General features: G+C 62.7%; 12 protein-coding genes, 1 tRNA gene, 2 rRNA genes and 1 pseudogene (1 of these 16 cut by a window edge). 9 read left to right on the top strand and 7 right to left on the bottom strand.

Annotated features, from left to right (window positions below):
• The 3 genes from AAC691_RS12725 to AAC691_RS12715 all read left to right on the top strand — a co-directional run.
• Window positions 1-909: ribosomal RNA gene (locus AAC691_RS12725) — 23S ribosomal RNA — on the top strand; it begins 1,831 nt to the left of the window's first position.
• Window positions 910-1,028: 119 nt separating this feature from the next.
• A 5S ribosomal RNA gene (gene rrf / locus AAC691_RS12720) occupies window positions 1,029-1,144 on the top strand.
• A 21-nt stretch (window positions 1,145-1,165) separates the two neighbouring features.
• Window positions 1,166-1,242: transfer RNA gene (locus AAC691_RS12715), tRNA-Met, on the top strand.
• Between the two features lie 171 nt (window positions 1,243-1,413).
• Here AAC691_RS12715 and AAC691_RS22340 read toward each other — a convergent pair.
• Together AAC691_RS22340 and AAC691_RS12710 are read right to left on the bottom strand one after the other, a co-directional pair.
• Window positions 1,414-1,800 (bottom strand): annotated as a pseudogene (locus AAC691_RS22340) (LLM class flavin-dependent oxidoreductase); the annotation flags it as partial.
• A 14-nt stretch (window positions 1,801-1,814) separates the two neighbouring features.
• Window positions 1,815-2,309 (bottom strand): hypothetical protein, encoded by a 495-nt coding sequence (locus AAC691_RS12710; RefSeq protein WP_342627164.1) that lies wholly within the window; start codon window positions 2,307-2,309, stop codon window positions 1,815-1,817.
• A 26-nt stretch (window positions 2,310-2,335) separates the two neighbouring features.
• On the opposite strand from AAC691_RS12710, the gene tnpA (AAC691_RS12705) reads away from it, so the two are divergent.
• The 4 genes from tnpA (AAC691_RS12705) to AAC691_RS12690 are packed head-to-tail and all read left to right on the top strand — an operon-like array spanning window position 2,336 to window position 5,553.
• Window positions 2,336-2,860 (top strand): IS66-like element accessory protein TnpA, encoded by a 525-nt coding sequence (gene tnpA, locus AAC691_RS12705; protein WP_342627162.1) that lies wholly within the window; start codon window positions 2,336-2,338, stop codon window positions 2,858-2,860.
• Window positions 2,857-3,204 carry an IS66 family insertion sequence element accessory protein TnpB gene (gene tnpB / locus AAC691_RS12700; RefSeq protein ID WP_070402454.1) on the top strand — a complete coding sequence of 116 codons (348 nt, stop codon included), beginning with the start codon at window positions 2,857-2,859 and terminating at the stop codon, window positions 3,202-3,204. Before tnpA (AAC691_RS12705) ends, tnpB (AAC691_RS12700) begins: the two co-directional genes overlap by 4 nt.
• A gap of 49 nt (window positions 3,205-3,253) precedes the next feature.
• A complete protein-coding gene (gene tnpC / locus AAC691_RS12695) occupies window positions 3,254-4,849 on the top strand; it encodes an IS66 family transposase (RefSeq protein WP_342627163.1) in 1,596 nt (531 codons plus the stop codon).
• Window positions 4,810-5,553, top strand: a complete 744-nt coding sequence (locus tag AAC691_RS12690; RefSeq protein WP_342630212.1) for a UPF0149 family protein — start codon at window positions 4,810-4,812, stop codon at window positions 5,551-5,553. The genes tnpC (AAC691_RS12695) and AAC691_RS12690 overlap by 40 nt, the downstream gene beginning before the upstream one ends.
• Here the strand turns inward: AAC691_RS12690 and AAC691_RS22335 are convergent.
• The 5 genes from AAC691_RS22335 to AAC691_RS12670 form a co-directional block, all read right to left on the bottom strand.
• On the bottom strand, window positions 5,437-5,796 hold the full coding sequence (locus AAC691_RS22335) for a UPF0149 family protein (RefSeq protein WP_408906108.1): 360 nt from the start codon (window positions 5,794-5,796) through the stop codon (window positions 5,437-5,439). The genes AAC691_RS12690 and AAC691_RS22335 overlap by 117 nt on opposite strands.
• 45 nt (window positions 5,797-5,841) lie before the next feature.
• Window positions 5,842-7,437 carry an IS66 family transposase gene (gene tnpC / locus AAC691_RS12685; protein ID WP_342627163.1) on the bottom strand — a complete coding sequence of 532 codons (1,596 nt, stop codon included), beginning with the start codon at window positions 7,435-7,437 and terminating at the stop codon, window positions 5,842-5,844.
• A 48-nt stretch (window positions 7,438-7,485) separates the two neighbouring features.
• On the bottom strand, window positions 7,486-7,833 hold the full coding sequence (gene tnpB / locus AAC691_RS12680; RefSeq protein WP_070402454.1) for an IS66 family insertion sequence element accessory protein TnpB: 348 nt from the start codon (window positions 7,831-7,833) through the stop codon (window positions 7,486-7,488).
• On the bottom strand, window positions 7,830-8,354 hold the full coding sequence (gene tnpA / locus AAC691_RS12675) for an IS66-like element accessory protein TnpA (RefSeq protein WP_342627162.1): 525 nt from the start codon (window positions 8,352-8,354) through the stop codon (window positions 7,830-7,832). Before tnpA (AAC691_RS12675) ends, tnpB (AAC691_RS12680) begins: the two co-directional genes overlap by 4 nt.
• Before the next feature lie 91 nt (window positions 8,355-8,445).
• Window positions 8,446-9,204 (bottom strand): YbaY family lipoprotein, encoded by a 759-nt coding sequence (locus AAC691_RS12670; RefSeq protein ID WP_342627161.1) that lies wholly within the window; start codon window positions 9,202-9,204, stop codon window positions 8,446-8,448.
• 142 nt (window positions 9,205-9,346) lie between these two features.
• On the opposite strand from AAC691_RS12670, the gene AAC691_RS12665 reads away from it, so the two are divergent.
• Together AAC691_RS12665 and AAC691_RS12660 are read left to right on the top strand one after the other, a co-directional pair.
• Window positions 9,347-10,213, top strand: coding sequence for a hypothetical protein (locus AAC691_RS12665; RefSeq protein ID WP_342627160.1), 867 nt, complete (start codon window positions 9,347-9,349; stop codon window positions 10,211-10,213).
• A 93-nt stretch (window positions 10,214-10,306) separates the two neighbouring features.
• Window positions 10,307-12,388, top strand: coding sequence for a ParB/RepB/Spo0J family partition protein (locus tag AAC691_RS12660; RefSeq protein WP_342627159.1), 2,082 nt, complete (start codon window positions 10,307-10,309; stop codon window positions 12,386-12,388).
• The last annotated feature ends 23 nt before the right edge of the window (window positions 12,389-12,411 follow it).

Below are 12,411 nucleotides of genomic sequence, written 5' to 3'. Positions count from 1 at the left end.
CGACTTCCCCGCTGTCTCCAGCATCGGCTCAGCGAAATTGAATTCCCCGTGAAGATGCGGGAGTACCGCGGTCAGACGGAAAGACCCTATGAACCTTTACTGCAGCTTTGCAGTGGCATCAGAGACATTCTGTGTAGGATAGGTGGGAGGCTTAGAACCCGGGGCGCCAGTTCCGGTGGAGCCATCCTTGAAATACCACCCTGACTGTTTCTGATGTCTAACCGAGACCAGTAAGCCTGGTCCGGGACCCTGCATGGTGGGCAGTTTGACTGGGGCGGTCGCCTCCCAAAGTGTAACGGAGGCGCGCGATGGTGGGCTCAGGTCGGTCGGACATCGACTGTTGAGTGCAATGGCATAAGCCCGCCTGACTGTGAGAGTGACAGCTCGATCAGAGACGAAAGTCGGCCATAGTGATCCGGTGGTCCCGCGTGGAAGGGCCATCGCTCAACGGATAAAAGGTACTACTAGGGATAACAGGCTGATCTCCCCCAAGAGTCCACATCGACGGGGAGGTTTGGCACCTCGATGTCGGCTCATCACATCCTGGGGCTGGAGCAGGTCCCAAGGGTTCGGCTGTTCGCCGATTAAAGTGGTACGTGAGCTGGGTTTAGAACGTCGTGAGACAGTTCGGTCCCTATCTGCCGTGGGTGTTGGAGACTTGAGAGGATTTGTCCCTAGTACGAGAGGACCGGGATGAACAGACCTCTGGTGCACCGGTTGTCGCGCCAGCGGCACAGCCGGGTAGCTAAGTCTGGACGGGATAATCGCTGAAAGCATCTAAGCGAGAAACCCACCTCAAAACCAGGTCTCCCCGAGGGCCGTGATAGACCATCACGTCGATAGGCCAGATGTGAAAGCGCAGTAATGCGTGCAGCTAACTGGTCCTAATCGCCCAAAAGGCTCACTCACACAGCCCGCTTAAACGCAGGCAACACACATGCACAGCAATCATCCACTCAACACTCAATACACACTCCTCAGCACCAACCTCTCACGCCCACTACACCCCATCAGGGTGGACTGGACGACCTGGTGGCCATGGCGGGGATAGCTCCACCCGATCCCATCCCGAACTCGGCCGTGAAATGCCCCAGCGCCTATGATACTGCGTCTCAAGACGCGGGAAAGTCGGTCGCCGCCAGGTCTTCCAATCCACCTACACCACCGCGGGGTGGAGCAGCCCGGTAGCTCGTCAGGCTCATAACCTGAAGGCCGCAGGTTCAAATCCTGCCCCCGCAACCATGAATTAAGCGACTGATATCGCACAGGAAAATCCGCCCTCACCGGCGGGTTTTTTGTTGCCTGAAATCCCACGCAGGAAACACATAAAAAACAAACGAAAAGGCTGATCCCTGCATGGTCGACATGGCAAGGTAGGTTGAAATTCTCGCCGCCGCCGGTCGCGGTCACCACGTTCCAGCCCGCGCGCCCACCGCTCAGTCGGTCCAGAGAGGCGATACGCCGGGCAAGGTTGTAGGGCTCGTTGAAGGTCGTGCTGGCCGTGCCGATCTGGCCGATATGACGCGACGTGACGGCCAGCGCCGTCAGAAGCGTGAATGTATCCCAGCGCGGCAGGCCCGGGCTGTTGGCCACGGCTGAGGGACCAGGCACCGGCAGGACGTTGTCGTAGAGGAAAAGGCTGTCGAATCGACCCTGTTCCAGAAGATCGGCATACGAGCGGTAGCGTGCGAAGTCGATATCCGCGTCGATATCCTCGCCCGGTGCGCGCCACGCATCCCCGTTGGTGGCAGAGCCGGTCAGATAGGCGCCGAGGACGAAGGAGCCTCCGGGAGGAGACATTGGGCGGATGCCGTTCAGGGTTGGAAGGTGAAACTGGAATCGACGATGCCGGCGGTATCGAGCCGGCGCGGGACCATGCGGGTCTCGGCCATGAAATCGGAGACCTGCTGCTGTTTGGCGATGATGTCGGGGGTAAGGGGCACCACGGTACCGACCAGGCCTCTGACGACATCACGGGCGACGGGAAGGGGCAGGCCGACATCGCGGCCCCAGACCTCGGCATAGGCGTCCTGATGCGTCAGCATCCACCGATGCGCGGCGCGGAAGCGGCGAAGATACGCCGTCAGGTCGTCCCGTCTGTTCCGTAGCGCCGCTTCGGTTGCCACGACGTAGCTGAGGCCACTCATCAGCTTGCCACCATTGACGATCTCGCGCGCGCCATCGGCGATCTTCGCGTCCGAGATATAGGGCCCCCAGGTGGCCCAGGCGTCGACGGCGCCGCTCTGCAGGGCCAGCTTGGCCGAAACCGGCGGAATGAAGACGAACGGTAAGCGTGAGCTGATCCCCACATAGCATTTGTTCGGTTGCTGGGCGGATGATGCTGTCGATTTCCGCAGGGTGGGCGACGGTCATGACACACGATGATTTTGGCAACGACGGTTTCGAGCCAGATATTTCAACTACCACTGGTATTATTGATAGTCATATGACGGGTCGTAATGACGGTCATATGACCAGTTCTTACGGGGCTGGACCGCGCGAGGAAATTGAAATCCGGCGCCGCGTCATCCGTCGTCGTCGCTGGAGCGATCAGGAAAAGGTTCGCATCCTCGAAGAGGCCTTTGCGCCGGGAGCAAGCCGCAGGGCTGTCGCGGAACAGTATGGGATCGCGCAAGCCCAGCTTTATATATGGCGCAAGCAGTTGATGATGTTTCCTGCCGCCGAGGGATTTATGCCGGTTCATGTCGGGGGCTTGGCGATGACGGCACGGCAGCCGGGCGCGTCGTCGCCTGTGGCGGCTGTCGAGATTGTTCTGCCGAACGGCATCAGCATCCGGACGGGCACGACGTTTGATCCCGACGCGGTGTGTCGGCTGGTTCTTGGCCTGGGACGGCCATGATCTGGCCATCGGGAGAGGTCAGGATCTGGCTGGCCTGCGGGGTGACAGACATGAGACGCGGGATCAACTCCCTGGCGTTGCAGGTGCAGACTACATTGGGCCGGGATCCTCACGATGGATCGATCTACATTTTCCGTGGGCGCAAAGGCGACACGATAAAAGTTTTGTTTTGGGATCGGCAGGGCATGTGCCTTGCGATGAAACGCCTTGAATCCGGGAAGTTCGTGTGGCCCCAGGCCAAAGATGGCTCGGTGTCCCTGACGACGGGTCAGATGGCGATGCTCGTTGAAGCCATCGACTGGCGCGCCACGGCCTGGACGGCAAGGCCGCAAGTGGTGGGGTGATGATGCGGTTTTTCTTGTACTGATCCCTTGCCTCCCTTACGATCGGGTCATGTCCGACCCCACGACAGATCCTGCTGAGGAATTGGCTGCGTTACGTGCCGAACTTGCGGCGACCCGTGAGGCTCTGGCCCGCGCGGAGGACAAATGCACGGCCCTGCAGTTACAGATCGAGCGCACACGGGAGCAGCTGGCCCTGATGCGGCGGCAGAAATACGGGCAGAAATCCGAGCGTCACCAGAAGGAGATGGACCAGCTCGAACTGGTGCTCGACGAATTCGAGGAGACGCTGGCCGAGGCCAGTGCCGAACGGGCGGCCCGGGAACGCGAAAAGGGCGAGACATCCACGCCACGCCGCAAGGCCATCCGCCGCCCGCTGCCCGAGCACCTGCCGCGCGAAGTGATCGAACTGGCGCCGGCGGTCGTGTGCGACTGTAGACGATGCGACCCCGAGCGCCTGGTGCGCATCGGCGAGGACGTGACGGAAGTGCTGGAGAAGATCACGGCGCCGCTGAAGGTTTTGCGCTATGTCCGCCCCCGCGTGGCCTGCCGCTCGTGCGAAAAGATTTTCCAGGCGCCTGTGCCGGATTTACCGATCGAGAAAGGGCGCGCCTCCGCCAGCCTGATTGCAAGCGTGATTGTCGCGAAATACTGGGACGGCCTGCCGTTGCATCGTCAGTCGGCGATCCTCGCACGCGACGGCGTGGAGATCGATCGCAGCACGCTCGCCGACTGGATCGGACACGGCGCGTGGTGGCTGGAACCGCTGCGGGATCGCATCCAGGCCTACGTCATGAACCGCGATGTCCTGTGGACGGACGACACCCCCATCAAGGTGCTGGCGCCGGGGCGCGGAAAGACGAAAGAAGCGCGGATCTGGTGCTATGGCCACGATCCCGCCACCTGGGGAAGCAACGAGCCGCCGGCGATGTTGTATTGTTACAGCGCCGACCGCAAAGGTGAGCGGCCTCGAACCCATCTTGAGCATTATGCCGGCTGGCTGCACTCGGACGCCTATGTGGGATACGAAAAACTGTTTGGCAACAAGGGCGGCAAGCCGTCACCGATCCGGCCGGTGGCCTGCATGGCCCATGCGCGCCGCTACTTTTTCGATGTCTACGCCACACAGCCGGCCCCCTTGGCCGAAGAGGCTGTGGCCCGGATCGGTCTGCTCTATGACATCGAACGTGAGATCGGAGGACTGCCGCCGGAACAGCGCCTGGCCGTCCGGCAGGCCCGGGCAGTTCCCATCCTGAAGGATTTCCATACCTGGGCAACGGCCCAGAAAGCACGGGTCTCCGGCAAATATGCTCTGGGCAAGGCGTTCCGTTACGCTCTGACGCGCTGGGATCGCCTGTGCGCCTATACGCTCGACGGCCGCCTCTCCATCGACAATAATTTCTCCGAACGTTGTCTCAGAAATATTGCGGTGACACGGAAGAATTTTCTGTTTCTGGGATCGGACCGGGGTGGAGAGCGAGCCGCGATCTTCTATACTCTCCTGACCACGGCAGCCCTCAACGGGCTGAATCCGGAACGCTGGATGGCTGATGTAATCGACCGCCTCGCGCGTGGGCATCCGATCAACCGGATCGACGAACTTTTACCCTGGAACTGGTCGCCACAGGCAAAGCAGAAACCCGCCTGAAAAGGCTTGATCCTGGCTGCCGGGAATGCTGCGCTACTACGCAGCATGCCGCCACAGACAAGACTCCTCCCTATCTGCGTCAACTCGAACGCGTCCTCGCACGGCTCGAGACAGCCATGCTGTTGAGCGAACTGGACGGGTTCCTCGCCGGCGTCATCGTCTGTCCTGAGATGATCCTGCCCTCCGAATGGCTGCCCGTGGCGCTCGATCCCGACGAGGAGGGGGATCCTGTTCTCGAACACGAGAACGATGCTCGGTTGATCCTGCGCCATTACAACGCCGTGCTAAGGGATCTCGATCGCGGGCGTTATGCGCCTCTGTTCGATATCGACACAAGGCATGACGAAATACTCTGGGAACTGTGGATCGAGGGGTTCGAGCGCGCCATGACGCTGCGGCCTGAAGCGTGGGACAGCTTTTTGCTCGATCCCGACGAGGCGGTGCTCCGGGCCCTTGTCGGTCTACGCAAGCTCGTCGCCATGACCGATGCCCCAGCCGACAGCAGCGATGAACTCGGCGCCCTGCTGACGGAGACCGCGCCGGATCTCATCCCCGACTGGGTGCAGACACTCCATGCCGAGCGCCTGTCAAATTCCATGGACCACTTCTCGAACGCACCAGCCCTGTCGACAAAGGTCGGCAGAAACGAGCCCTGCCCCTGTGGCTCCGGCAAAAAATACAAGAAATGCTGCGGCATGAACTGAGCCAATCCAGCCCATAGAATGATGGAATGCAAGCGTGGGGATCAGCTCACGCTTACCAGGATCCCCCTCCTCGTCGGGATCGAGCGCCACGGGCAGCCATTCGGAGGGCAGGATCATCTCAGGACAGACGATGACGCCGGCGAGGAACCCGTCCAGTTCGCTCAACAGCATGGCTGTCTCGAGCCGTGCGAGGACGCGTTCGAGTTGACGCAGATAGGGAGGGAGTCTTGTCTGTGGCGGCATGCTGCGTAGTAGCGCAGCATTCCCGGCAGCCAGGATCAAGCCTTTTCAGGCGGGTTTCTGCTTTGCCTGTGGCGACCAGTTCCAGGGTAAAAGTTCGTCGATCCGGTTGATCGGATGCCCACGCGCGAGGCGGTCGATTACATCAGCCATCCAGCGTTCCGGATTCAGCCCGTTGAGGGCTGCCGTGGTCAGGAGAGTATAGAAGATCGCGGCTCGCTCTCCACCCCGGTCCGATCCCAGAAACAGAAAATTCTTCCGTGTCACCGCAATATTTCTGAGACAACGTTCGGAGAAATTATTGTCGATGGAGAGGCGGCCGTCGAGCGTATAGGCGCACAGGCGATCCCAGCGCGTCAGAGCGTAACGGAACGCCTTGCCCAGAGCATATTTGCCGGAGACCCGTGCTTTCTGGGCCGTTGCCCAGGTATGGAAATCCTTCAGGATGGGAACTGCCCGGGCCTGCCGGACGGCCAGGCGCTGTTCCGGCGGCAGTCCTCCGATCTCACGTTCGATGTCATAGAGCAGACCGATCCGGGCCACAGCCTCTTCGGCCAAGGGGGCCGGCTGTGTGGCGTAGACATCGAAAAAGTAGCGGCGCGCATGGGCCATGCAGGCCACCGGCCGGATCGGTGACGGCTTGCCGCCCTTGTTGCCAAACAGTTTTTCGTATCCCACATAGGCGTCCGAGTGCAGCCAGCCGGCATAATGCTCAAGATGGGTTCGAGGCCGCTCACCTTTGCGGTCGGCGCTGTAACAATACAACATCGCCGGCGGCTCGTTGCTTCCCCAGGTGGCGGGATCGTGGCCATAGCACCAGATCCGCGCTTCTTTCGTCTTTCCGCGCCCCGGCGCCAGCACCTTGATGGGGGTGTCGTCCGTCCACAGGACATCGCGGTTCATGACGTAGGCCTGGATGCGATCCCGCAGCGGTTCCAGCCACCACGCGCCGTGTCCGATCCAGTCGGCGAGCGTGCTGCGATCGATCTCCACGCCGTCGCGTGCGAGGATCGCCGACTGACGATGCAACGGCAGGCCGTCCCAGTATTTCGCGACAATCACGCTTGCAATCAGGCTGGCGGAGGCGCGCCCTTTCTCGATCGGTAAATCCGGCACAGGCGCCTGGAAAATCTTTTCGCACGAGCGGCAGGCCACGCGGGGGCGGACATAGCGCAAAACCTTCAGCGGCGCCGTGATCTTCTCCAGCACTTCCGTCACGTCCTCGCCGATGCGCACCAGGCGCTCGGGGTCGCATCGTCTACAGTCGCACACGACCGCCGGCGCCAGTTCGATCACTTCGCGCGGCAGGTGCTCGGGCAGCGGGCGGCGGATGGCCTTGCGGCGTGGCGTGGATGTCTCGCCCTTTTCGCGTTCCCGGGCCGCCCGTTCGGCACTGGCCTCGGCCAGCGTCTCCTCGAATTCGTCGAGCACCAGTTCGAGCTGGTCCATCTCCTTCTGGTGACGCTCGGATTTCTGCCCGTATTTCTGCCGCCGCATCAGGGCCAGCTGCTCCCGTGTGCGCTCGATCTGTAACTGCAGGGCCGTGCATTTGTCCTCCGCGCGGGCCAGAGCCTCACGGGTCGCCGCAAGTTCGGCACGTAACGCAGCCAATTCCTCAGCAGGATCTGTCGTGGGGTCGGACATGACCCGATCGTAAGGGAGGCAAGGGATCAATACAGAAAAACCGCATCATCACCCCACCACTTGCGGCCTTGCCGTCCAGGCCGTGGCGCGCCAGTCGATGGCTTCAACGAGCATCGCCATCTGACCCGTCGTCAGGGACACCGAGCCATCTTTGGCCTGGGGCCACACGAACTTCCCGGATTCAAGGCGTTTCATCGCAAGGCACATGCCCTGCCGATCCCAAAACAAAACTTTTATCGTGTCGCCTTTGCGCCCACGGAAAATGTAGATCGATCCATCGTGAGGATCCCGGCCCAATGTAGTCTGCACCTGCAACGCCAGGGAGTTGATCCCGCGTCTCATGTCTGTCACCCCGCAGGCCAGCCAGATCCTGACCTCTCCCGATGGCCAGATCATGGCCGTCCCAGGCCAAGAACCAGCCGACACACCGCGTCGGGATCAAACGTCGTGCCCGTCCGGATGCTGATGCCGTTCGGCAGAACAATCTCGACAGCCGCCACAGGCGACGACGCGCCCGGCTGCCGTGCCGTCATCGCCAAGCCCCCGACATGAACCGGCATAAATCCCTCGGCGGCAGGAAACATCATCAACTGCTTGCGCCATATATAAAGCTGGGCTTGCGCGATCCCATACTGTTCCGCGACAGCCCTGCGGCTTGCTCCCGGCGCAAAGGCCTCTTCGAGGATGCGAACCTTTTCCTGATCGCTCCAGCGACGACGACGGATGACGCGGCGCCGGATTTCAATTTCCTCGCGCGGTCCAGCCCCGTAAGAACTGGTCATATGACCGTCATTACGACCCGTCATATGACTATCAATAATACCAGTGGTAGTTGAAATATCTGGCTCGAAACCGTCGTTGCCAAAATCATCGTGTGTCATGACCGTCGCCCACCCTGCGGAAATCGACAGCATCATCCGCCCAGCAACCGAACAAATGCTATGTGGGGATCAGCTCACGCTTACGGTTGTCACATTCGCGTGAGGGGTGTTCCGCCGTCCCGACGGCTTACATCCGCTTCAGGATGAGCAGCGGCTTGCCGGCGGCATCCAGAAGCGCCATCCGGTCGCCGCGCGGACCGACATGCCATGAGACGGCGGCGTCGAGCGCTTTCAGGAAGCGGCGTTCCTGTTCCATCGTGCTCGCCGGCATGCAGGCCATGTCCGTCACGGCCATCTGGCCGAACGTGATCCTGTCGCCGGTCACGGTGACCTTGCCGGCGATGCGGTTGCAGCCGCCAGTGCCGGACACCGCGCCGTCCGCGGCGATCTCCAGGGTCGCTTGCGGATCGCCCGTGATGTCCTGGCCCTGGATCGTCAAGGCCCGCCAGTCGCCGGCGGGGAGGGCGGCTGTGGTGGGTGGAGCCTGGACGCGTTCGAGGACCAGATCGGTTTCGTCCCGTCCGCCCGCCAGGACCGGATAGGTCGTGGTGGTGGTGAACCACATTCGGCCCTCGACCGAGATCGTCGCCTGGAGCGCGTAGCGATGTCCCGGCTGGATGGCCTTGCGATCGAAGCGCAGGCGGTAGGGGATCGGTACCTGCCGATCGGTCTTGATGGTCGTGCTGGCGATCGTCGTGGACGGTGCGTCCGCCAGCGAGGCGTCGATCAGACGAACCTCGACGACGGCAGGGGGCAGGGCGAGCCGTTCCCGATAGCTGACCGTGCCGCTCAATGTCATGCGCGCCGCATGGGCAGGCATGATCGACAGCGCAATGCAGGACAGGGCCGTCAGCAGCATGGTCCGGCGTGGCAATCGAGTGGTCATTCTCGTTCCTTTTTCGTCGGCAGCTTTCGTTTTTGTATCCCAAGCCGTTACGGTTCGGTAAAGCAAGAGACCGGCCTGGCGTGCCGCGACGGGGTTTCCTGATCGCGAGAGAGGCTCGCGGCTCCCGTCGCGGAGCTTTCCCATGCTGGTGCCGTCCAACCCGCTCGGCGGTCCCTGGCGTCCGCCCGAGGCCATCCGCTTGCGCGCGCTCAGTCTCGGTGCCGGCGTGCAATCGACCACCCTGGCCCTGATGGCCGTCCAAGGCGAGATCGGTCCCATGCCCGATTGCGCCATCTTCGCGGATACGGGCTGGGAGCCGCAGGCCGTTTATGACCATCTGGCCTGGCTGCGTTCGCCGGACGTCCTGCCCTTTCCGGTGCATATCGTGTCCGCGGGGAATATCCGGGACGACATCCTTGCCGCCGCAAGCGGACGGCGTTGGGCGTCGATTCCCGCCTATACGCGCACCCAGACGCCGGCAGGTGAGATCGTCGGCATGATCACCCGCCAAAGCACCACCGAATACAAGATCCGGCCCATTCGCCGGAAGATGCGGGCATTGGTTGGGCTCACCCGCAAGCGCGCGCCGCGCCACCCGGTTGTGGAACAGTGGATCGGGATCAGTTTCGACGAACTGACCCGTGTGAAATATTCGTCGGACGCTTGGCAGATCAATCGCTGGCCGCTGATCGAGCGGGGTATGACCCGTCGCGACTACCTGCGCTGGCTGGAACGGCGCGGTTATCCGCTTCCGCCGAAAAGCGCCTGTCTCGGTTGCCCATTTCATTCCGATGCGGGGTGGCGCGCGATACGGGATGACGATCCGGAAGAGTGGGCGGACGTCGTCGAGGTCGATCGTGCCCTGCGTCGTGGTCTGCGCGGTATTCACGGTGAGGTCTTCCTGCATCGTTCGGCGACCCCATTGGCAATGGTCCCGCTGACCGACACCGAGAAGACCGGGCAGGCGGATTTGTTCCTCAATGAGTGTGACGGGATGTGCGGGGTATGAGGCCGGGGCAGAGGAAGAGGGATGGGGAGATTTCGCGACGGATTTCGAGGCTGGGAGAGGGGCTTCCGGCCGTCCGTCGCGGAGTTTTTCGCCATGGCAAGCGCCATCCAGAAAATCACCCTCAGTTCATCCCGTGACATTCCCTTCAACAGGCTGGTGCTGTCGCAGGCCAACGTCCGCCGCGTCAAGGCCGGCCAGTCGATCGCCGAACTGGCCGCCGACATCGCGCGGCGCGGGCTGTTGCAGAGCCTGAACGTGCGACGGGTCCTCGACGCGGACGGCGCGGAAACCGGCACGTTCGAAGTGCCGGCGGGCGGCCGTCGTTTCCACGCCCTGGAACTGCTGGTCAGGCAGAAGAAGCTGAACAAGACGGCGCCTGTCCCCTGCGTCGTGCGTGAGGCCGGATCGCCGATCCTCGCCGAGGACGATTCCCTGGCCGAGAACGTGCAGCGGGTCTCCCTGCATCCGCTGGACCAGTTCCGTGCCTTCCGGACCCTGTTGGAAAAGGGCCTGTCGGAGGAGGAAATCGCCGCCGCGTTCTTCGTCCCGGTCACGGTCGTCAGGCAGCGCCTGCGCCTGATGACCGTCTCGGAAAAGCTTCTCGCCGTCTACGCGGAAGACGGCATGCGGCTCGACCAGGTGATCGCGTTTTCGATCAGCGACGACCACGCGCGCCAGGAGCAAATCTGGGAGATCCTGTCGGGCAGCCATAACCGCGAGCCCTATCTGATCCGCCGGATGCTGACCGAGAAGACGGTGCGGGCTTCCGATGCCCGCATCCGTTTCGTCGGGCTCGCTGCCTATGTCGCTTCCGGCGGTCATGTCATGCGCGACCTGTTCGAGGCCGACGATGGCGGCTGGCTGAACGATCCCGCCCTGCTCGACCGGCTGGTCATGGACAAACTGGAATCTGCGGCCGCCGAAATCCGCGCCGAAGGCTGGAAGTGGGTCGAAACCGCGCTGTCCTTCCCCTGGGGGCACACGCGGACGTTCGACGAAATCGAAGGCCGGCCGGTCGCCATCACCGAGGACGACCTGGCCCGGCTCGAGGCCCTGCGCGTGGAGCAGGAGGAAATCGAGGCGGAGTACGCTCAGGCCGACGAGTACCCCGATGAAATCGACGCCCGGCTGGGCGAGATTGAGCAGGCCATCGAATCTCTGGAAACGCGCCCCGTCATCTATGATCCGGCCGAGATGGCGCGCGCCGGGACCTTCGTCAGCCTCGACAGCGACGGCACGCTGCTGGTCGCGCGCGGTTTCGTCCGCCCCGAAGACATGCCGACCGACCCCGACGACGACGCCGTTTCAACCGACGCAGGGGGGGAGGGAGCGGATGATGCTGATCCCGAGGATACCGGGGCTGATGCCGTATCCAGTCAGGTGGTCACGGAGGACGACGAGCCCGAGGACGAGGATGGGCTGAAGCCGCTGCCCGACCGGCTCGTTACCGAACTGACGGCCTGGCGGACGCTGGCCCTGCGCGACGCCTTCGCCGGCAACCCGCATGTCGCGCTCACCGAGTTCCTGCACACGCTCTGCCTGGTGCTGTTCCATGATACCTATGACGGCGCGTGCCTTCAGGCGGGTGTCCGCACGGTGTCGTTCCCCGTCCAGGGACCGGATCTCGCCGGCAGCGTCCCGGCGCATCAGGTGCAGGCGCGCGACGAAGCGTGGAAAGCCGACCTGCCCACCGGTGAGGACGCGCTCTGGATCTGGCTCGATCGTCTGGACAACGACAGCCGTCTGGCCCTGCTGGCGCACTGCCTCTCCCATGGCGTCAATGCGCTCCACGAGAAGGTCCATCCCTACGGGGCCGTCTCGCCGCGGACGATCGAGCGGCGGATCGTCCGGGCCGACCGGCTGGCGGCAGCGTTGCATCTTGATCCCGTGGAGGCGGGCTGGACACCGACGGTCGACAATTACCTCGGCCGGGTGACCAAGGCCCGCATTCTGCAGGCGGTGCGCGAGGGGCGCGGTGAGCAGACCGCGCAGATGATCGCCCATCTCAAGAAGCCCGACATGGCCCGCGAGGCCGAGCGGTTGCTGGACGGTTCCGGCTGGCTGCCGGAGGCATTGCGGACAGGCTCACCATCTTTGGCCAATCAGTCAGATAACGTCAGAGGCGATAATGCTGCGGAGGCCTCCTTCGCGGAGACGCATGTCGCAGCAGAATAGCTTTTCTCATTTTCTGGCGTTTG

This window comes from Nguyenibacter vanlangensis (genome assembly GCF_038719015.1).
In the GTDB taxonomy this organism is placed as follows: Bacteria; Pseudomonadota; Alphaproteobacteria; order Acetobacterales; family Acetobacteraceae; genus Gluconacetobacter; species Gluconacetobacter vanlangensis.
The sequence above is the reverse complement of the archived record's forward strand: the minus strand, read 5'-3'. Positions and strand labels throughout refer to the sequence as shown.